The organism is Streptomyces sp. NPDC002467, assembly GCF_042889825.1.
Taxonomy (GTDB): Bacteria; Actinomycetota; Actinomycetes; order Streptomycetales; family Streptomycetaceae; genus Streptomyces.
Genome location: NZ_JBIARJ010000012.1, coordinates 153,885 through 173,342 on the forward strand (window position 1 = coordinate 153,885; position 19,458 = coordinate 173,342).

18 protein-coding genes and 1 riboswitch are annotated in these 19,458 nt (G+C 70.9%); of the genes, 8 read left to right on the forward strand and 10 right to left on the reverse strand.

The annotated features are described in order from the left end of the window. Positions 1-134 precede the first annotated feature (134 nt). From pyrH to ACFYYJ_RS24805, 7 genes are all read left to right on the forward strand, one after another. Positions 135-914 (forward strand): UMP kinase, encoded by a 780-nt coding sequence (gene pyrH / locus ACFYYJ_RS24775; protein ID WP_385124381.1) that lies wholly within the window; start codon positions 135-137, stop codon positions 912-914. Positions 915-999: 85 nt separating this feature from the next. Then, positions 1,000-1,557 carry a ribosome recycling factor gene (gene frr, locus ACFYYJ_RS24780; RefSeq protein ID WP_384745243.1) on the forward strand — a complete coding sequence of 186 codons (558 nt, stop codon included), beginning with the start codon at positions 1,000-1,002 and terminating at the stop codon, positions 1,555-1,557. Further along, positions 1,557-2,633: a phosphatidate cytidylyltransferase gene (locus ACFYYJ_RS24785; protein ID WP_385124380.1), complete on the forward strand. Its 1,077-nt coding sequence runs from the start codon at positions 1,557-1,559 to the stop codon at positions 2,631-2,633. The genes frr and ACFYYJ_RS24785 overlap by 1 nt, the downstream gene beginning before the upstream one ends. Positions 2,634-2,726: 93 nt before the next feature. Then, positions 2,727-3,839, forward strand: a complete 1,113-nt coding sequence (gene rlmN, locus ACFYYJ_RS24790) for a 23S rRNA (adenine(2503)-C(2))-methyltransferase RlmN (RefSeq protein WP_385124379.1) — start codon at positions 2,727-2,729, stop codon at positions 3,837-3,839. A gap of 58 nt (positions 3,840-3,897) precedes the next feature. Next, positions 3,898-4,007, forward strand: a riboswitch (TPP riboswitch). Positions 4,008-4,091: 84 nt separating this feature from the next. Further along, a complete protein-coding gene (locus ACFYYJ_RS24795; protein WP_389135510.1) occupies positions 4,092-5,192 on the forward strand; it encodes a thiamine ABC transporter substrate binding subunit in 1,101 nt (366 codons plus the stop codon). Between the two features lie 113 nt (positions 5,193-5,305). After that, positions 5,306-6,916: an ABC transporter permease gene (locus ACFYYJ_RS24800; protein WP_385124415.1), complete on the forward strand. Its 1,611-nt coding sequence runs from the start codon at positions 5,306-5,308 to the stop codon at positions 6,914-6,916. After that, complete coding sequence (locus tag ACFYYJ_RS24805) at positions 6,916-7,968, forward strand: ABC transporter ATP-binding protein (RefSeq protein ID WP_389135514.1); 1,053 nt, start codon at positions 6,916-6,918, stop codon at positions 7,966-7,968. Before ACFYYJ_RS24800 ends, ACFYYJ_RS24805 begins: the two co-directional genes overlap by 1 nt. Positions 7,969-7,986: 18 nt before the next feature. Here ACFYYJ_RS24805 and ACFYYJ_RS24810 read toward each other — a convergent pair whose 3' ends face one another. The 10 genes from ACFYYJ_RS24810 to ACFYYJ_RS24855 all read right to left on the reverse strand — a co-directional run bounded on the left by ACFYYJ_RS24810 (position 7,987) and on the right by ACFYYJ_RS24855 (position 17,768). Further along, positions 7,987-9,243: a cytochrome P450 gene (locus ACFYYJ_RS24810; protein ID WP_385124374.1), complete on the reverse strand. Its 1,257-nt coding sequence runs from the start codon at positions 9,241-9,243 to the stop codon at positions 7,987-7,989. A 15-nt stretch (positions 9,244-9,258) separates the two neighbouring features. Further along, a complete protein-coding gene (locus ACFYYJ_RS24815) occupies positions 9,259-10,653 on the reverse strand; it encodes an NAD(P)/FAD-dependent oxidoreductase (protein WP_385124373.1) in 1,395 nt (464 codons plus the stop codon). Further along, positions 10,643-10,873 carry a ferredoxin gene (locus ACFYYJ_RS24820; RefSeq protein ID WP_384580035.1) on the reverse strand — a complete coding sequence of 77 codons (231 nt, stop codon included), beginning with the start codon at positions 10,871-10,873 and terminating at the stop codon, positions 10,643-10,645. Before ACFYYJ_RS24820 ends, ACFYYJ_RS24815 begins: the two co-directional genes overlap by 11 nt. Before the next feature lie 167 nt (positions 10,874-11,040). Further along, positions 11,041-11,655 (reverse strand): hypothetical protein, encoded by a 615-nt coding sequence (locus tag ACFYYJ_RS24825; protein WP_385358581.1) that lies wholly within the window; start codon positions 11,653-11,655, stop codon positions 11,041-11,043. Between the two features lie 122 nt (positions 11,656-11,777). Then, a complete protein-coding gene (locus ACFYYJ_RS24830) occupies positions 11,778-12,683 on the reverse strand; it encodes a hypothetical protein (RefSeq protein WP_385124369.1) in 906 nt (301 codons plus the stop codon). 80 nt (positions 12,684-12,763) lie between these two features. Beyond that, a complete protein-coding gene (locus tag ACFYYJ_RS24835; RefSeq protein WP_385124368.1) occupies positions 12,764-13,876 on the reverse strand; it encodes an LOG family protein in 1,113 nt (370 codons plus the stop codon). 25 nt (positions 13,877-13,901) lie between these two features. Beyond that, positions 13,902-14,975, reverse strand: coding sequence for a hypothetical protein (locus tag ACFYYJ_RS24840; RefSeq protein ID WP_389135522.1), 1,074 nt, complete (start codon positions 14,973-14,975; stop codon positions 13,902-13,904). Further along, entirely contained in the window at positions 14,957-15,718 is a 762-nt protein-coding gene (locus ACFYYJ_RS24845) for an ABC transporter ATP-binding protein (RefSeq protein ID WP_385124366.1), read from the reverse strand. Before ACFYYJ_RS24845 ends, ACFYYJ_RS24840 begins: the two co-directional genes overlap by 19 nt. A gap of 181 nt (positions 15,719-15,899) precedes the next feature. Beyond that, entirely contained in the window at positions 15,900-17,261 is a 1,362-nt protein-coding gene (locus tag ACFYYJ_RS24850; protein WP_385124364.1) for an aspartate aminotransferase family protein, read from the reverse strand. A gap of 3 nt (positions 17,262-17,264) precedes the next feature. After that, positions 17,265-17,768: an Lrp/AsnC family transcriptional regulator gene (locus ACFYYJ_RS24855; protein ID WP_281207348.1), complete on the reverse strand. Its 504-nt coding sequence runs from the start codon at positions 17,766-17,768 to the stop codon at positions 17,265-17,267. A gap of 168 nt (positions 17,769-17,936) precedes the next feature. On the opposite strand from ACFYYJ_RS24855, the gene ACFYYJ_RS24860 reads away from it, so the two are divergent. Further along, positions 17,937-19,376, forward strand: a complete 1,440-nt coding sequence (locus ACFYYJ_RS24860; protein ID WP_389135526.1) for a gamma-aminobutyraldehyde dehydrogenase — start codon at positions 17,937-17,939, stop codon at positions 19,374-19,376. The last annotated feature ends 82 nt before the right edge of the window (positions 19,377-19,458 follow it).

Sequence of the window (19,458 nt, forward strand, 5' to 3'; positions counted from 1 at the left end):
CCCGGTAGGGTCTGAGGCAGTCGTCCGCGTTCGCGCAGGACGACCGCAGATCTGACGAGGAGGCCATTGCCGTAGAGGGAACCGCAAGGACCCACCGGCAATGGCCTTCTTCGTATGTGCACGAGGAGATCTCCATGAATCAGGGCGTGGACCCCCACACCGCATCCGACGACAAGAGCGACCAGGCGAAGAAGGGCCGCCGCTTCATGCTGAAGCTGTCGGGCGAAGCCTTCTCCGGTGGCGGAGGACTCGGCGTCGACCCCGACGTCGTCCACGCCATCGCCCGTGAGATCGCCGCGGTGGTCCGCGACGGCGCGGAGATCGCCGTCGTGATCGGCGGCGGCAACTTCTTCCGAGGCGCCGAACTCCAGCAGCGCGGCATGGACCGGGCACGGTCCGACTACATGGGCATGCTCGGCACGGTCATGAACTGCCTCGCCCTCCAGGACTTCCTGGAGAAGGAAGGCATCGACTCCCGCGTGCAGACCGCCATCACCATGGGCCAGGTCGCGGAGCCGTACATCCCGCTGCGCGCCGTGCGCCACCTGGAGAAGGGCCGCGTCGTGATCTTCGGCGCCGGCATGGGCATGCCGTACTTCTCCACCGACACCACGGCCGCCCAGCGCGCCCTGGAGATCGACGCCGAGGCCCTGCTCATGGGCAAGAACGGCGTCGACGGGGTCTACGACTCCGACCCCAAGAAGAACCCGGACGCGGTGAAGTTCGACGCTCTGGAGTACGGCGAGGTCCTCTCGCGCGACCTCAAGGTCGCCGACGCCACGGCGATCACGCTGTGCCGCGACAACCAGCTGCCGATCCTCGTCTTCGAGCTCCTCGCCGAGGGCAATATCGCGCGCGCCGTCAAGGGTGAGAAGATCGGCACGCTTGTCAGCGACGAGGGAACCCGGGCCTGAGCTGTCCGTCGCCGGGCCGGGCCCAGCCGGGTCCTGCCCGTCCCGCCCGCCTGAACCATCCATTCAAGACATGCAGGAGCACGTGGTGACCGAAGAGATCCTCCTCGAGGCCGAGGAGAAGATGGAAAAGGCCGTCGTCGTCGCCAAGGAAGACTTCGCCGCGATTCGCACCGGCCGTGCGCACCCGGCGATGTTCAACAAGATCGTGGCGGACTACTACGGCGCCATCACGCCCATCAACCAGCTCGCCTCCTTCTCGGTGCCCGAGCCGCGCATGGCGATCGTGACCCCGTTCGACAAGAGCGCGCTGCGCAACATCGAGCAGGCCATCCGCGACTCCGACCTCGGTGTCAACCCGAGCAACGACGGCAGCATCATCCGGGTGACCTTCCCCGAGCTGACGCAGGACCGCCGCAAGGAGTACATCAAGGTCGCGCGTACCAAGGCCGAGGACTCCAAGGTCTCGATCCGCGCCGTCCGCCGCAAGGCGAAGGACGCCCTTGACAAGCTCGTCAAGGACAAGGAAGCCGGCGAGGACGAGGTGCGCCGCGCGGAGAAGGAGCTCGACGACACCACCGCGAAGTACGTCGCGCAGGTGGACGAGCTCCTGAAGCACAAGGAATCCGAGCTGCTCGAAGTCTGATGAACGACTCTTCCTGGCAGCCGGAGCCGGTTCCGGCGGGTCCCGCATACGATGCGCTGGTGGGCCCGCACACTCGGCCCATGCCCATCGTGCCCGATGCCGCCGGCCGTGACTTCGACGACCGGGAAGCACGCGATCGGGGGGCCGCCCCGGACGGCGGCCCCCTCTTCCGCGACGAGACGCCGCCGCAGGAGCCCATGCCCAGCCCCCCGCCCCCGCCTTCGCAGGCACCGCAGGACCCCCCGCCCCCGCCGCAGAAGAAGCGTGCGGGGCGGGACCTGCGCGCCGCCATAGGGGTCGGCGTCGGCCTCGGCGCGGTGATCTTCGCTTCGCTCTTCATCGTCAAGGCGGTCTTCGTCGGCGTCGTCGTCGTCGCGGTCGTCGTGGGTCTGTGGGAGCTCACCTCCCGGCTGCAGGAGAAGAAGGGCATCAAGGCCCCTCTCGTCCCGCTCGCGGTGGGCGGCGCGGCCATGGTCATCGCCGGGTACGTCCGCGGCGCCGAGGGAGCCTGGGTCGCGATGGCCCTGACCGCCCTCGCGGTGCTGGTGTGGCGGATGACCGAGCCGCCCGAGGACTACCTCAAGGACGTCACCGCGGGAGTCTTCGCGGCGTTCTACGTACCGTTCCTCGCCACCTTCGTCACGATGCTGCTCACCGCCGACGACGGTCCGCAGCGCGTGGTGACCTTCCTCGTGCTGACCGTGGTCAGCGACACCGGGGCCTACGCGGTGGGCTGGCGCTTCGGCAAGACGAAGCTCGCGCCGCGCATCAGCCCCGGCAAGACCCGCGAGGGGCTCTTCGGAGCCGTGGCCTTCGCCATGGCGGCGGGCGCCCTGTGCATGGAGTTCCTGATCGACGGCGGTGCCTGGTGGCAGGGCCTGCTGCTGGGGCTCGCGGTCGCGGTCAGCGCCACGCTGGGCGACCTCGGCGAGTCGATGATCAAGCGGGACCTCGGCATCAAGGACATGGGCACCCTGCTCCCGGGGCACGGCGGGATCATGGACCGCCTCGACTCGCTGCTGCCCACCGCCCCGGTGGTGTGGCTGCTGCTGGCGGCCTTCGTGGGTACGGGCTGACCTGGGAAAAGGCGTCGTAGGACGCCGGGCGGTTACTCTAGAAAGGCGCGCTGCTTCTGCGGCGCGCCTTTCGTCTTACAAGGAGTACCTGCCATGGCCCGCCCTGTTCCGGGAGAGCTCACCTTCGTCGCACCGCGCGGAGCGAAGAAGCCTCCCCGGCACCTCGCCGACCTCACGCCGGAGGAGCGCCGCGAGGCGGTCGCCGCGATCGGCGAGAAGCCCTTCCGGGCCAAGCAGCTCTCCCAGCACTACTTCGCCCGGTACGCGCACGACCCGGCCGAGTGGACCGACATCCCGGCCGCGTCGCGCGAGAAGCTCCAGCAGGAGCTGCTGCCCGAGCTGATGAACGTCGTCCGCCACATCTCCTGCGACGACGACACCACCCGCAAGACCCTGTGGAAGCTGCACGACGGCACGCTCGTCGAGTCCGTGCTGATGCGCTACCCCGACCGGGTCACCATGTGCATCTCGTCGCAGGCCGGCTGCGGCATGAACTGCCCGTTCTGCGCCACCGGCCAGGCCGGTCTGGACCGCAACCTGTCCACCGCCGAGATCGTGCACCAGATCGTCGACGGCATGCGCGCCCTGCGCGACGGCGAGGTCCCGGGCGGCCCCGCCCGACTGTCCAACATCGTCTTCATGGGCATGGGCGAGCCCCTCGCGAACTACAAGCGCGTCGTCGGTGCCATCCGCCGGCTCACCGACCCCGAGCCCGACGGCCTGGGCCTGTCCCAGCGCGGGATCACCGTCTCCACCGTCGGCCTGGTCCCGGCCATGCTGCGCTTCGCCGACGAGGGCTTCAAGTGCCGCCTCGCCGTCTCGCTGCACGCGCCCGACGACGAGCTGCGCGACACGCTGGTCCCGGTGAACACCCGCTGGAAGGTCCGCGAGGTCCTCGACGCCGCCTGGGAGTACGCCGAGAAGTCCGGCCGTCGCATCTCGATCGAGTACGCGCTGATCCGCGACATCAACGACCAGGCCTGGCGCGGTGACCTCCTGGGCCGGCTGCTCAAGGGCAAGCGCGTCCACGTCAACCTGATCCCGCTGAACCCGACGCCCGGCTCCAAGTGGACCGCCTCGCGGCCCGAGGACGAGAGGGCCTTCGTCGACGCGATCGCCCGCCACGGCGTGCCGGTGACCGTACGGGACACCCGCGGCCAGGAGATCGACGGCGCGTGTGGGCAGCTCGCCGCCTCGGAGCGCTAGATTCCGGTCCTGATCGATCATGTTCGGCCACGGGGTACCCTGTGGCCGAACCAATTTCATATTCCGACAGGGGAGCGCCACAGCGCTGAGAGTGCGGTATCCGTCATCCGCAGACCCTCTGAACCTCGCCCCGGTCATTCGGGGTAGGAAGTTCGGTCACCACTCAAGCTGTTGCGCCCTGCCCGGCGTCCGCTCCCACAGAGCGCCGGGCAGGGCCGCGTCTTCTCCTGGACATCCCAGGAGGAATCACCAGTGAGCACCACCAAGAAGATCGCGGGCGTCGCGCTCGCGGCCGCGCTGGGCGTCACCACGCTCAGTGCCTGCGGCGGCGGCGACGCCAAGGACAAGAGCGCGGGCGGGACCGAGAGCCCCAAGTCCAAGACCGTCACGCTCGTCACGCACGACTCCTTCAACGTGACCGAGGCGGTCCTCAAGGAGTTCGAGCAGCAGAGCGGCTACACGGTCAAGGTGCTGAAGTCCGGGGACGCGGGCGCCGCGCTGAACCAGGAGATCCTCACCAAGGGCTCCCCGCGCGGCGACGTCTTCTTCGGCGTGGACAACACCCTGCTCTCGCGCGCCCTCGACAACGGCATCTTCACCCCGTACGAGGCCAAGGGCCTGGCCGGCGTGAAGCCCGAGTACGTGCTCGACAAGCAGCACCGGGTCACCCCGATCGACACCGGCGACATCTGCGTCAACTACGACAAGGCCTACTTCGCCGACAAGAAGATCGCCCCGCCGCAGACCCTGGACGACCTGGTCAAGCCGGAGTACAAGAACCTGCTGGTCACCGAGAACGCCGCGACCTCGTCGCCCGGCCTCGGCTTCCTGCTCGCCTCCGTCGGCAAGTACGGCGAGGACGGCTGGAAGGACTACTGGAGCAAGCTGAAGGCCAACGGCGTCGAGGTCGTCGACGGCTGGGAGCAGGCCTACAACGAGCGCTTCTCCGGCTCCGCGGGCGGCAAGAAGGCCAAGGGCGACCGCCCGCTGGTCGTCTCCTACGCCTCCAGCCCGCCGGTCGAGGTGCTGTACGGGGAGCCGCAGCCGGCCGAGGCCCCGACGGGCGTCGCCACCGGCACCTGCTTCCGCCAGGTCGAGTTCGCGGGCCTGCTCAAGGGCGCGAAGAACACCGAGGGCGGCAAGGCGCTCGTGGACTTCCTGATCGGCAAGAAGTTCCAGGAGGACATGCCGCTCCAGATGTTCGTGAACCCCGTGACGAAGGACGCTTCCCTGCCGGAGCTGTTCACCAAGCACGGCGTGGTGGTCGAGAAGCCCGAGAACGTGGCCCCGGAGACCATCGCCAAGAACCGTGAGCAGTGGGTCTCGGCATGGACCGCGCTCGTCGTGAAGTAAGCGGTACCGAGGGAGCGGTCGCGGCGGCGGGGGGCGCCGCGCCGGTCCCGGCGGGGGGCGTACGCCATCCCGTGCGCGAGTCCGGGCGGGCCACGGCCGTGCGGCTCGCGCTGATGATCGTGCCCCTGGCCTTCTTCGGGCTGTTCTTCGCCTACCCCGTCGCCGCGATCCTCGGGCGCGGCCTGAAGACCGACACCGGCTGGCAGTTCGGCCGGATCACCGAGGTGATCACCCGGCCCGACATCGCCGGCGTGCTCTGGTTCACCACGTGGCAGGCCCTCGCCTCCACCGCGCTCACCCTGGTGATCGCGCTCCCGGCGGCCTACGTCTTCGCGCGCTTCGAGTTCCCCGGCAAGCAGCTGCTGCGGGCCCTGGTGACCATCCCCTTCGTGCTGCCCACCGTGGTCGTCGGCACCGCCTTCCTCGCACTGGTCGGCCGGGGCGGGCTGCTGGACGAATTGGTGGGGGTCCGGCTCGACACCACCGTCTGGGCCATCCTCCTCGCGCACGTCTTCTTCAACTACGCCGTCGTCGTACGCACCGTCGGCGGGCTCTGGGCCCAGCTGGACCCGAGGCAGGAGGAAGCCGCCAGGGTGCTCGGCGCCGGGCGCTTCGCCGCCTGGCGGCGGGTGACGCTGCCCGCCCTGGCCCCCGCGGTGGCCGCCGCCGCGCTGATGGTGTTCCTGTTCACCTTCAGCTCCTTCGGCGTCGTGCTGATCCTCGGCGGCCCCTCGTACTCCACGCTGGAAGTGGAGGTCTACCGGCAGACCGCGCAGCTCCTGGACCTGTCCACGGCCGCCGTGCTGACCATGGTGCAGTTCGCCGCGCTCGCCGCGATCCTCGGCATCCACGCCTGGACGGTGCGCAAGCGGGAGACCGCGCTGCGGCTCGTCGATCCGGCCCGGACCGCGCACCGGCCGCGCGGCTGGGCGCAGCGGTCCCTGCTCGGCGGGGTGCTGCTGACGGTGGCGTTGCTGATCGTGGCGCCGCTCGCGGTGCTGGTGGAACGCTCCTTCGACGCTCCCGGCGGGTACGGGTTCGGCTTCTACCGCGCGCTCGGGAACCCCGGCGGCGGGACGTTCCTGGTCGCGCCGCTGGAGGCGGTCTGGAACTCCCTCCAGTACGCGCTCGCCGCCACCGCCATCGCCCTCGTCATCGGGGGGCTCGCGGCCGCGGCGCTGACCCGGCGCGGGGGACGCTTCGTACGCGGCTTCGACGCGCTGCTGATGGTGCCCCTCGGGGTGTCCGCCGTGACGGTGGGCTTCGGTTTCCTCATCACCCTGGACGAGCCGCCGCTGGACCTGCGGACCTCCTGGATCCTGGTGCCGCTCGCGCAGGCCCTCGTCGGCGTGCCCTTCGTCGTACGGACCATGCTGCCCGTGCTGCGCGCGGTCGACGGGCGGCTCCGGGAAGCGGCCGCGGTGCTCGGCGCGTCGCCCCTGCGGGCGTGGCGGGAGGTGGACCTGCCGCTGGTGCGCAGGGCGCTGCTGATCGCGGCCGGGTTCGCCTTCGCGGTCTCGCTGGGGGAGTTCGGCGCGACCGTGTTCATCGCGCGGCCGGACCACCCGACGCTGCCGGTGGCCGTGGCGCGGCTGCTGGGCCGGGCGGGGGAACTGAACTACGGGCAGGCGATGGCCCTGAGCACGATCCTGATGCTGGTGTGCGCGGTTTCCCTGCTGGTGCTGGAGCGGCTGCGCCCCGACAAGACCTCCGGAGAGTTCTGATGACACTGCTTCAGCTGGAAGGGGTGTCGGTCCGCTTCGGTGAGCGCGCGGTCGTGGACGCCGTCGATCTGAAGGTCGCCGAGCACGAGACGGTGTGCGTGCTGGGGCCGAGCGGAAGCGGGAAGTCCACCCTGCTGCGGGTGGTCGCCGGGCTCCAGCCGGTGTCCGAGGGCCGGGTGCTGCTCGGAGGCGCGGACCAGGCCGGGGTGGCGGTGCACCGGCGTGGCGTGGGCCTGATGTTCCAGGACCACCAGCTCTTCCCGCACCGGGACGTCGGCGGGAACGTCGCGTTCGGGCTGCGGATGAGGGGCTCCGCGTACGGACGGGGCTCGTACGCGCCCCGGGTCGCGGAGCTGCTGGAGCTGGTCGGGCTCCCCGGGGCCCAGGGCCGGGCGGTGGCCTCGCTGTCGGGCGGCGAACAGCAGCGCGTCGCGCTGGCCCGGGCGCTGGCGCCCTCGCCGAGGCTGCTCATGCTGGACGAACCGCTGGGGCAGCTCGACCGGGGGCTGCGCGAGCGGCTCGTGGTGGAGCTGCGGGGGCTGTTCTCCCGGCTGGGGACGACCGTACTGGCCGTCACGCACGACCAGGGCGAGGCGTTCGCCCTGGCCGACCGGGTGGTGGTGATGCGGGAGGGGCGGATCGCGCAGGCCGGGACCCCGCTGGAGGTGTGGCAGCGGCCCGCGTCGGAGTTCGTGGCGCGGTTCCTCGGCTTCGAGAACGTGGTTCCGGCCACGGTGTCGGGCGGCGCGGCCGGCACCCCGTGGGGCAAGGTCCCGGTTCCGGCGGGCACCCCGGACGGGGAGCACCGGCTGCTGATCCGCCCGGCCGGGGTGGTGCTGTGCGCGGCCGGTCTGGGCTGCGAGGTGGTCTCCCGGACCTTCCGGGGCACGCACGTCGCGCTGCGGCTGAGGCCCGAGTCAGGGCCGGTGCTGGAGGCGGAGTGCGGTCTGGCGGCGGCGCCCGCGGTGGGCGACCGGGTCGCGGTGACGTTCACGCCGACCGAGGTGGTCGTCCTGCCGACCACCCCGGCCCGGGGCGGGCCCGGGAAGTAGGGCCCGCCGGGGTCTTCCTCAGGCCGCCCGGATGCCGTCCACGGCGATCGGCAGGTGGCGCGGGCCGCGCAGGACCGCGTTCTGCCGGTACGTCGGCGGGTCCTCCAGCAGCCTCGGGTTCTCCAGCCGGCGGGCCAGTTCGCTGAGCGCCAGCGCCGCCTCCAGCCGGGCCAGCGGCGCACCGAAGCAGCTGTGGATGCCGCTGCCCAGGCCCAGGTGCTGGACGTCCGGGCGGTCCGGGTCGAAGCGGTCCGGGTCCTTGAACCGGCGGGGGTCGCGGTTGCCGGAGGCCAGGATCAGCCAGAGCGAGGAGCCCTTGGGGATGGTCACGCCCTGCATCTCGATGTCGGCCAGCGGGGTCCGCTGCGGCAGCAGCTGCACCGGCGGCTCGTAGCGCAGCAGCTCCTCCACGATCGGGACGGACAGCTGCGGCTCGGCGCGCAGCCGGTCCAGGACCTCCGGATGCCGCAGGAGGGTGAGCATGCCGTTCGTGATCAGGTTGACGGTGGTCTCGTGGCCGGCGATCAGCAGCAGCGCCGAGGTGCTGAGCACTTCCATCGTGCTCATGGCGCCGTCCGGGCCGTCCGCGGTCGACAGCTGGGACAACATGTCGTCACCCGGGTTCTTCTTCCGCTCCTCGATCAGCCCGGCCAGGTACATGCCGAGCTCCATGCGGGTGTCCTGCGTCTTCTTGATGCGCTCGGCGGGGTCGGCGTCCGGATCGGGGTCCAGACTCGCGGCGAGCGTGTCGGCCCAGACGTGGAAGCGGGCCTCGTCCTCGGGCGGGATCCCCAGCAGCCGGCAGATCACGGTGACCGGGAAGGGGTACGAGAACTCCTCCACCAGGTCGATCCGTGCCGCGTTGCCGTTCTCGGCCACGGAGTCGATCAGGCCGGTGACGATGTCGCCCAGTTCGCCGCGCATGTCGTGGATCCGGTGCGGTGAGTGCGGCGGACCGAAGGGACGGTTCGTCATCCGGCGCAGCCGGTCGTGGTCGGGCGGGTCCAGCTTCAGGAAGGACGGGGGCAGGGCCGCCGCCGTCGCGTCGCCCTCGCCGGTCCCCTCGTCCAGCAGGTCGCCGGTGACCGCCAGGTTGCGCGAGTCGGAGCTGATCCGAGGATCGTGCAGCAGGCTCTTGATCTCGTGGTACGTGCTGATGACGTACAGTCCGTCCCCGTCTTGGAACACCGGGGTCTCGCGGAGCTCCTCGTACAGGGGATAGGGGTTGGACCGGCTGGAGTAGTCGAGGATCTGGCGCAGGATGCCTTCGGTCATGGGAGGTCCTCGTGCTCAGTTGTGGGCCGGCGTGAACGTCATCCGCCGGTCGGCCGGTGAGTAGCCGCTCAGGGTGATGGTCGGGCCGTGCGTGGGCACCGACGGGTCTGGGAAGTCCGCGTCCAGCGGGTTGTTCCCCTCGCTCCTGCGGTCCACCGTCGCGAAGGGCGGCGGGAACGGCGCGGTCTGCTCGATCTGCTGCTCGTAGAAGTCCAGCCAGCGGCACTGGTCGAAGGTGACGGCGCCGATGACGCGCCCCTGGTAGCCGTAGACGCCCACGAAGCGGCGCTCGGCGCGCGAGCCCTGCGTGATGAGGATCTCGGTGCCCATCGAGGGCACCCCGACCGACTTGATGTTCACCCCGAACTGCGAGGACCAGAAGGCCGGGACCCACACGTGCGGGCGGCGGTCCACGCCCTCGCTGAGCATGTTGTGCGCCGCCGTCTCGGCCTGGGCGACGGCGTTGCCCCAGTGTTCCAGGGACAGGAACTGGTACCCGAAGAGCGCGTGTGGGGAGCGTGCCACGTCACCCGCCACGTAGATGTCGTCGGTGACGATGCCCCAGATGTTGAAGGCGCGGCAGCCCGCGTCGCAGGCGATGCCCCGCGGACCCGCTCCGAGCCCGGAGCCGGTCAGCCAGTCGGTGTTGCGTTGGGCGCCGAGCGACACGACCACGACGTCGGCCTCCAGGACGCTGCCGTCCGACAGGTGGGCCGCGCGTACCTGGCCGGAGGAGTCGCCCTCCAGCCGCGTGACCATGATCCCGGTCCGCAGGTCCACCCCGTTCTCGCGGTGCATCCCGGCCGCGACTTCGCCGATCACCCCGCCCAGGGCCCCGACCAGCGGTGCGTCGCCCCGCTCGGCGACCGTGACCGCGAGGTCCCGCTCCCGGCAGGCCGAGGCGATCTCGGAGCCGGTGAACCCGGCGCCGATGACCAGGACCCGACGCGGCCCGGCCGCCAGGCGCCGCTCCAGGGCGGCCCCGTCGTCGCGGGTGCGCAGGGTGAAGACGCCTTCGAGGGCCGCCTCCTCCTCGTTGGGCCACGGGCGGGCCCGTACCCCGGTCGCGATCAGCAGCCGGTCGTACTCCACCTCGTCACCGTCGGCGAGCTTGACCCGGCGGGCCGCCATGTCCAAGCCGCTGGCCGGTACGCCGAGCCGCCACTTGGCGTCGATGTCCCGGCGGCGGGGGAGGAGCGTACGGTCCGCGGTCGCCTTGCCCAGCAGGACCTGCTTGGACAGCGGGGGGCGGTCGTAAGGCTCGTAGGGTTCGTCGCCGATCATCGTGAGGGATCCGGCGAACCCCTTCTCGCGCATGGTCTCGGCGGCACGCAGGCCGGCGAGGGAAGCGCCGACGACCACGATGCGACCGTCGCGCTTGAGCCGCTCAAGGGCTGAGTCACCGCTCACCGGGTGCCTCCGTGGTCGACAGGGAACCGTTCATCGCGTCCAGCAGGATGGCCCTGACCGGACAGGCGTGGACGGCGCGGACGACGTTCTCGCGGTGCTCCTCGTCGGGCTGAGGGTTGTACAACAGCGACTCGTCGCCGTGCATGGCGAAGACGTCCGGGGCGAGGAACGCGCACTGGGCGTAGCCCTGACAGCGGTTGAGGTCCACGACAAGCCTCATGAGGCATCCGCCTTTCCGTGGCTGGATCTTCCCCGTCGTCCCCGAGTTCCCCGACCCCCCGTTCCCTTACCTCATCCAGGATGCATGCGGCAGCCGGGTGCGTCCTGCCGGGGAACGAACCCGCAGGTCAGGGGAGGTGACGGGGGCTCTGCGGAGTCGACTGCCTACTACGGCCGGGGCCTCATGCGCAGGATGTGGACGCTGATGACGAAGGCCCAGACGGGGAACACCAACTCGGACCAGGGCACGCCGGACCCGACCACGAGCAGGACCAGGCCGACGAGGACGCCCAGCGCGATCAGGGGCCGGGGGAAGACCCCGAGCCGGCGCCCCATCATCGAGGTCGAGAGGACGAAGACGGCCGCCATCCGCATGGAGTACGTCGCCAGGATCGTGTACGCGTAGTGGCGGCCGAAGTCGGACGGAGTGTCCTCCGCCAGCACGGTCCCCGCCGCCCCGGCGGCGACGAACAGGGTGGCGGCACAGATGAAGCCGCTGCCGAGGAAGACGGTGGCGAAGAACTTGTCCTCGACCTCCCCGACATGGGCGCGCATCGCGCCCATGAACCAGAGGAAGGCGATTCCGGCGAAGGGCACGATCTCCAGGGCCAGCCGCACCGCCCAGCGGTCCTCCTCGGGGACCGCCTCCCCGGCGCCGCCCGAGGGGATGGCGAGCCGCATCAGGACGATCGCCGCCGCGAGCAGCACGGCGAAGGCGACGCCCGCCGCCCCGGCGGCCCGGGGCGCGTACAGCCGGGCGGTGGCGGTGTCCGTGGCGGCCATCGGCTCCTCGCTTTCTCCCCCGTCCAGCAAGCGGCAGCCGCCGGGCGTACGCCACCGGGGGAGAGCGAGCGGGTGAAGGGGCGGCCCCGGGCCGGCCACACCGGCGGCCGGCCGCCCCGCGCCTACCCGACCGCCGCCGGGACCGGGGTCTCCACCTGGGGTTCGGAGCCCTCGTGCTTGCCGTACCAGGCGACGGCCACCGCACCGGCGACCGCGAGGACGAAGCCGAGCACCGCCAGCCACGCCAGGCCCGGGCGGGACGCGTCGCCGAGCCACAGGACACCGATCGCGCCCGGCAGGACCGTCTCGCCGACGACCAGCGCCGCCGTGGCGCCGTTCACCGAGCCGATCTGGAGGGCGACCGTGTGCAGGTACATGCCGCCGACACCCGCCAGCACGATGGCGTAGAGCGCGGGGTCGGACAGGAGGGTGCCGAGGTCGAACGGGTCGACCCCGTCGAGGATCCGGACGCCGACGCCCAGCGCGCCGAAGCCCAGCCCCGACAGCAGACCCGCCAGGATGGCCGCCCCGCCGCCCAGGAGGCGTACGGCGACGGTGCCGCCCACCATCAGCAGCACGGTGATCCCCAGCAGCCACCAGTGGGTGGCCATCGGAGCGTGGTGGCCGCCCTCGTGGCCCGCCGCCGTCGCCAGCAGGACCAGCGCCGTGCAGACGACCCCGATGGAGGTCCACTCCTTGCGGCTGAGCCGGATGCCCAGCATCTTCACGCTCAGCACGGCCGTGATCACCAGGTTGGCGCTGATCACCGTCTGGGAGAGGAACAGGGGAAGGAGGCGGGCGGCCAGGGCGCCCAGGCCGAAGCCCACGAAGTCCAGGATCGTGCCGACGATGAACTCCCAGGTCATCGCCGCCTTCGCGGTGGACGACAGATTGGGTCCGCCATGGGCGGTCACCCCGGCCGTGGCCGGGGACATCCGTGCGGCGCGGCGCGATCCGACGGCTTGCAGCACGGAGCCCGTGCCGTAGCAGATGGACGCCGCGACAGCGGTCAGCAGGCCTATGAGCACCGAGGGCTCCGTTCACGTCTGGCAGGTTTTGCGGTACCTCTGCCAGACGTGTGAACGGGCCCCGAAGTTGCTTCGGAAACTCAGTTCGGTTCGGTTCGAGCCATCGAGGCGAGGACGTCCGCGACCTCGTCCACCGAGTCCACGAGCGCGATCCGGGACTCCATCGACCGGCCGCGCGCCAGCGCGTGCAGCAGCGGCCAGACCGGAAGGTGCTCGGTCCAGTGGGCCCGGTCGACCAGGATCATCGGCGCCGGCTCGCCCCGCGACTCGTAGTAGTTCGCAGTGGCGGCGTCGAAGACCTCTTGTACGGTGCCCGCCGCGCCCGGCAGGAAGACCACGCCCGCGTTGGACCGGGCCAGCAGCCCGTCCTCCCGGGTGGCGTTCGCGAAGTACTTGCCGATGTGCGAGGCGAACGCGTTCGGCGGCTCGTGCCCGTAGAACCAGGTCGGGATGCCCACCGACTCGCCACCGCCGGGCAGGCGGTCCCTTACGGCGAACGCCGCACGCGCCCATTCGGCCACCGACGGCTCGAAGGACGGGGTCTTGGCGAGCAACTCCAGGGCTTCGGGGAGCGCCTCGTCGGCCGCCGGCGCCAGGTGGGCGCCGAGGTTGGCGGCCTCCATCGCGCCCGGCCCGCCGCCGGTGGCCACGGTCAGCCCGGACCGGGTCAGCGCCCGGCCCAGCTCGGCGGCGCCCCGGTAGGCCGCACCGCCGCGGGCCATGGCGTGTCCGCCCATCACGCCCACGACCCGGGCGCCCGCGAGGTGCTCGTCGAGGGCGTCCGAGACGGCGTCGTCGTGGAGCGAGCGCAGCATGGAGGAGAAGACGTCCCCGTCGGCCCTGGTCTCCTGGAACCAGGCGTACGCCTGACAGTCCGGGGTCGCCCCGTACCCGTCGGCCAGCCCGGCGAAGAGCTCCTCGGGGCTGTAGAGGAGCCCCCGGTACGGGTCGAAGGGCAGGTCGGGGACGGGCGGGAAGACCAGCGCGCCGTCGGCGCGGACCTTCGCGGCCGCGTCGGGCTCCATCGGGCAGCCCAGGAACACGGCCGCCGCGGTGTCGGCGGACAGCAGCGCGAAGGTCCGCTCCAGCAGGTTGACCGACTGGATCCGGTAGCCGCCGAGCGAGCCGCGGGAGGCGACCCGGTCGAATTCGGCGAGCGTCTCGATCTCGATGTCGATGTATCCGTTGACCATCCGGCCCACCCTAAGGGCTGCCCCGTCAGCGGGTCAGGGCCAGCGACGTCAGCTGCGCCACACCCCAGCTGAGCGGCAGGCACACGGCCACGAGCGCGGTGGCCCGCAAACTCGCCGCCGTACGCAGCACCTTGGCCGGAGCGCCCATGCCGGTCAGCGTCTCGCGGGCCGAGGCCCGGGTCTGCCTCGCCTCGACCGCGGATGTGAGAAGGGTCGCGGCCGCGCACCCGGCCACCAGCGCGGCGGCCGGCCCGGTCAGCGGGCCGAGCGGCGCGAGCAGCCCGCCCCCGCCGGGCAGCGCCAGCGCGGTGAGCGCGCCCGCACCGACCGCGCACAGCACCCCGAGCGGCGGGCCGAGCCGGGCAGCCTCCTCCTGGAGGGCGCGTCCGGCCAGCAGCCGGAGCGCGCCCGGACGTACGGCCTGGACGAGGGCGCCGCAGGCGTAGGCGAGTCCGGGTCCGGCGAGGGCGAGGCCGAGCGCGGTCAGAGACCAGCCGGTCAGCGTCCCCGTGCCGCTGCGGCCCGCGTACGCCTGGACCGCGAGCCCGCAGGCCGTCAGCGCGATGCCCCAGGGCAGCCCGGTCTGCGGGGCCATGGACGGCCGGGGTCGCAGGGTGAGGGCGGTCGCGATCGAGGCGGTGAGGGGGATCACGGCCAGCAGGGTGAGGGCGGCGGCCACGGGCAGCGGCTGCTCGGCGTGCAGGAGCCGGGCCCCGGCCCCGTCGAACGGCACCCCGGACAGGTCGCCGCGCAGGTGGAGGAAGGCGGCCAGGGCCAGCGCGCTGCCGAGGGTGCAGGCGACGGCGGTGGAGATCGCCGCGACGAGGACGAGCCGTACGGGTCCCAGCCCCGCCGCGTCCAGCCCCTCGCGGGGGCGGGTCGCGGGGTCGGTACGGGCCACGGCGACGGCGAAGTGGACGGTCGCGGCGAGCGGGACGAGCGCCCACAGCAGGCGAGGGAACGATCCGGCGGGCCGGACCACGGCGTCCTGGAGGACGTAGAGCAGCAGGAACCCGGTACCGGCGGAGGCGGCCGCGACGAGGAGTCGGCGCAGCTGGACCAGGGGCCGGGAGCCTCGGGCTAGGCGGAGAGCGAGCACGCGGCCTGCCCCTCCGACGTCTCGGGACCCTGCGACGGGGCGGCCGGCGCGGCTCCGGCCCAGCGGCCGTCGAGCAGGGCCAGGCGCCGGTCGGCGACGGCGGCGCTCTCCTCGTCGTGGGTGGCCAACAGCACGGTGATCTCGTGCGAGCGGGCCGCCGTGGTCAGCGTACGGAGCAGCAGGGCGCGCTCGGCCTGGTGCAGCGGGGCCGTGGGCTCGTCGGCGAAGATCACCGCGGGCTGGTTGACGAGCGCCCGGGCCAGTGCCACCCGCTGGGACTCGGCCCGCCCCAGGGCGGTGGGCCGTTTGCGGGCGAAGGCGCCGATGTCGAGGCGGTCCAGCCATTCGCACGCGGCGTGCTTGGCACTGCGGTGGGAGGCGCCGGAGAGAAGCAGCGGCAGGGCCGCGTTCTCCCAGACCTTCAGCTCGGGCAGCAGCTGCGGTTCGGGGCCGATCCAGCCGAACCGGTCACGGCGCAGCCGCTCCCGGGACAGCGCGCCCATGGTGTGCACGGGGAGGCTGTTGAACCAGACCTCCCCCTCATCCGGCAGCAGCTGCCCGGAGAGGCAGCGCAGCAGGGTGGTCTTGCCGCTGCCGCGGGGGCCGGTCAGGGCCAGGATCTCGCCCTGGCGCACTCCCAGGGAGATCCCGGCGAGACCGGGAGAACCGCTGTGGGAGTACTGAAGGGACCGTGCCCACAGGACGTCATTGTCAGGCGGGGCATTGTCCGGTGGAGCCACCATGGCGTACACCTCCGTCCGGGGGAACGAAGCGGAGCCGGTTCGGTCACTGGCGCCGCATGGAGATGTAAAGAGATGAACGTCTTGGATGCCGACAGCACGCGGCCCGGACCCCCACCTCTCACTCGAAAGGGGGATCCGGGCCGTGTGGATCGGACTATTTACAGTCCGGGTGCAGCTCGGGTTACAGCTTGGTCCACGCCTCGGTGAGCACCGCGCGCAGGATGCCTTCGATCTCGTCGAAGGTTCCCTGGTCCGCGATCAGCGGCGGGGCCAGCTGGATGACCGGGTCGCCACGGTCGTCGGCGCGGCAGTACAGGCCGGCGTCGAAGAGGGCCTTGGAGAGGAAGCCGTAGAGCACGCGCTCCGTCTCCTCGTCGGTGAAGGACTCCTTGGTGACCTTGTCCTTGACGAGTTCGATGCCGTAGAAGTAGCCGTTGCCGCGGACGTCGCCGACGATCGGCAGGTCGAGCAGCTTCTCCAGCGTCGAGCGGAAGGCGTCCTCGTTGTCCAGCACGTGCTGGTTGAGGCCTTCCTTGTCGAAGATGTCGAGGTTGGCGATCGCCACCGCGGAGGACACCGGGTGCCCGCCGAAGGTGTAGCCGTGCAGGAAGGTGTTCTCACCCTTGTAGAACGGCTCGGCGATGCGGTCCGAGACGATGCAGGCACCGATCGGGGAGTAACCCGAGGTCATGCCCTTGGCGCAGGTGATCATGTCCGGCACGTAGCCGAACTTGTCACAGGCGAACATCGTGCCGAGGCGGCCGAAGGCGCAGATCGTCTCGTCGGAGACGAGCAGCACGTCGTACTCGTCGCAGATCTCGCGGACCCGCTGGAAGTACCCGGGCGGCGGCGGGAAGCAGCCACCGGCGTTCTGCACCGGCTCCAGGAAGACGGCGGCGACGGTGTCGGCGCCCTCGAACAGGATCTCCTGCTCGATCTGGTCGGCGCACCAGCGGCCGAAGGCCTCGGGGTCGTCGCCGTAGATCGGGGCGCGGTAGATGTTGGTGTTCGGCACCTTGTGGGCACCGGGGACCAGCGGCTCGAAGGGGGCCTTCAGGGCCGGCAGACCGGTGATGGACAGGGCGCCCTGCGGGGTGCCGTGGTAGGCGACCGCACGCGAGATGACCTTGTACTTGGTGTGCTTGCCCTGCAGCTTGTAGTACTGCTTGGCGAGCTTCCAGGCGGTCTCGACGGCCTCGCCGCCACCGGTGGTGAAGAAGACCTTGTTCAGGTCGCCCGGAGCGTAGTCCGCGAGGCGCTCGGCGAGCTCCACGGCCTTCGGGTGGGCGTACGACCACACGGGGAAGAAGGCCAGCTGCTGCGCCTGGTTGTAGGCGACCTCGGCAAGTTCCTTGCGGCCGTGGCCGGCGTTGACCACGAACAGGCCGGCGAGGCCGTCGAGGTAGCGCTTGCCCTTGTCGTCGAAGATGTAGGTGCCCTCACCGCGCACGATGGTGGGGACGGGTGCGTTCTCGTACGACGACATGCGGGTGAAGTGCATCCACAGGTGGTCGTACGCGGTCTTGGAGAGGTCCTGGCTCACGGGCTATCGAGTTCCCCACATGTAGGTCTGCTTCTTGAGCTTCAGATAAACGAAGCTTTCGGTTGATCGCACGCCGGGGAGCGTGCGGATCTTCTTGTTGATCGTTTCGAGCAGGTGGTCGTCGTCCTCGCAGACGATCTCCACCATCAGGTCGAACGACCCCGCGGTCATCACCACGTATTCGCACTCGGCCATGTCGGTCAGTGCGTCGGCCACCGGGTCGAGGTCTCCCTCGACGTTGATGCCGACCATCGCCTGGCGCCGCAGCCCCACGGTGAGCGGGTCGGTGACGGCGACGATCTGCATGACGCCCTGGTCGAGCAGCTTCTGTACGCGCTGGCGTACGGCGGCTTCGGACAGGCCGACGGCCTTGCCGATCGATGCATAGGGACGGCGGCCGTCCTCCTGCAGTTGCTCGATGATCGCCAGGGACACAGCATCGACCGAAGGGGACGGTTGTCTGTTCCTGGAATCTGCGCTTCGACTGACCACGACCTCACTGTGCACGAGGGTCGTCTGTTCCGCAAGACGGAATCGATGAAATCCGTTGTTTGCCGACTCGGATCTCACCGATTTCGTAGTTGGTGGCATCCGGGTCTGTCGAAAGCGTCGCCCGAGGGGCTAGGCTTGGGATTCGTCTCAATCGTTGGACATGTGATCAGGAGTGTGGCTGTAGTGACCACCGAACTGCGTCGTCTGCGCAACTACATCGGCGGGGAGTTCAAGGACGCCGCCGACGGGCGGACCACCGAGGTGGTCAACCCGTCCACCGGCGAGGCCTTCGCGACGGCCCCGCTTTCGGGCCAGGCCGACGTCGACGCCGCCATGGCCGCCGCCGCGGCCGCCTTCCCGGGCTGGCGCGACACCACGCCGTCGGAGCGCCAGAAGGCGCTGCTGAAGATCGCGGACGCCTTCGAGGCGCGCGCGGACGAGCTCGTCGCCGCCGAGTCGGAGAACACCGGCAAGCCGCTGGGCCTCACGGCCAGCGAGGAGCTGCCGCCGATGGTGGACCAGATCCGCTTCTTCGCGGGTGCCGCCCGTCTGCTGGAGGGCCGCTCGGCCGGCGAGTACATGGAGGGGATGACCTCGATCATCCGCCGTGAGCCCGTCGGCGTCTGCGCCCAGGTCGCGCCGTGGAACTACCCGATGATGATGGCCGTGTGGAAGTTCGCCCCGGCGATCGCCGCGGGCAACACCGTGGTGCTCAAGCCCTCGGACACCACCCCGGCCTCCACCATCCTGATGGCGGAGATCATCGACTCGATCCTCCCCAAGGGCGTCTTCAACGTCATCTGCGGTGACCGCGAGACCGGCAAGGCCATGGTCGAGCACAGCACCCCGGCGATGGCCTCCATCACCGGCTCCGTGCGCGCCGGCATGCAGGTCGCCGAGAGCGCCTCGAAGGACGTCAAGCGCGTCCACCTGGAGCTCGGTGGCAAGGCCCCCGTGGTCGTCTTCGCGGACGCCGACATCGCCAAGGCCGCCGAGGACATCGCGGTCGCCGGCTACTTCAACGCCGGCCAGGACTGCACCGCGGCCACCCGCGTGCTCGTGCACGAGTCGATCCACGACGAGTTCGTGACCGCGCTCGCCAAGGCCGCCGCGGACACGAAGACCGGTCAGCCGGACGACGAGAACGTGCTGTACGGCCCGCTGAACAACCCGAACCAGCTCAAGCAGGTCGCGGGCTTCATCGAGCGCCTCCCCGCGCACGCCAAGGTCGAGGCGGGCGGCCACCAGGTCGGCGACAAGGGCTACTTCTACGCCCCGACCGTGGTCTCCGGCCTCAAGCAGGACGACGAGATCATCCAGAACGAGGTCTTCGGCCCCGTCATCACCGTCCAGTCCTTCACGGACGAGGCCCAGGCCGTGGAGTACGCGAACGGCGTCGAGTTCGCCCTCGCCTCCTCCGTGTGGACCAAGGACCACGGTCGCGCGATGCGGATGTCCAAGAACCTCGACTTCGGCTGCGTGTGGATCAACACCCACATCCCGCTCGTCGCCGAGATGCCGCACGGCGGCTTCAAGAAGTCCGGCTACGGCAAGGACCTCTCCGCCTACGGCTTCGAGGACTACACGCGCATCAAGCACGTCATGACCTCGCTCGACGGCTGATCGGCGGCCTCGCCGCACTGATCACAGCACAGTGCTGAAGGGGCGGGCAGTAGACACGTTGTCTATTGCCCGCCCTTCGGCG

Bases quoted from the DNA above. Each gene is read 5' to 3' on its own strand.
- pyrH (WP_385124381.1), top strand. From the start codon at position 135: ATGAATCAGGGCGTGGACCCCCACACCGCATCCGACGACAAGAGCGAC.
- ACFYYJ_RS24785 (WP_385124380.1), top strand. From the start codon at position 1,557: ATGAACGACTCTTCCTGGCAGCCGGAGCCGGTTCCGGCGGGTCCCGCA.
- rlmN (WP_385124379.1), top strand. From the start codon at position 2,727: ATGGCCCGCCCTGTTCCGGGAGAGCTCACCTTCGTCGCACCGCGCGGA.
- ACFYYJ_RS24800 (WP_385124415.1), top strand. From the start codon at position 5,306: ATGATCGTGCCCCTGGCCTTCTTCGGGCTGTTCTTCGCCTACCCCGTC.
- ACFYYJ_RS24805 (WP_389135514.1), top strand. From the start codon at position 6,916: ATGACACTGCTTCAGCTGGAAGGGGTGTCGGTCCGCTTCGGTGAGCGC.
- ACFYYJ_RS24810 (WP_385124374.1), bottom strand. From the start codon at position 9,243: ATGACCGAAGGCATCCTGCGCCAGATCCTCGACTACTCCAGCCGGTCC.
- ACFYYJ_RS24820 (WP_384580035.1), bottom strand. From the start codon at position 10,873: ATGAGGCTTGTCGTGGACCTCAACCGCTGTCAGGGCTACGCCCAGTGC.
- ACFYYJ_RS24825 (WP_385358581.1), bottom strand. From the start codon at position 11,655: ATGGCCGCCACGGACACCGCCACCGCCCGGCTGTACGCGCCCCGGGCC.
- ACFYYJ_RS24835 (WP_385124368.1), bottom strand. From the start codon at position 13,876: ATGGTCAACGGATACATCGACATCGAGATCGAGACGCTCGCCGAATTC.
- ACFYYJ_RS24845 (WP_385124366.1), bottom strand. From the start codon at position 15,718: ATGGTGGCTCCACCGGACAATGCCCCGCCTGACAATGACGTCCTGTGG.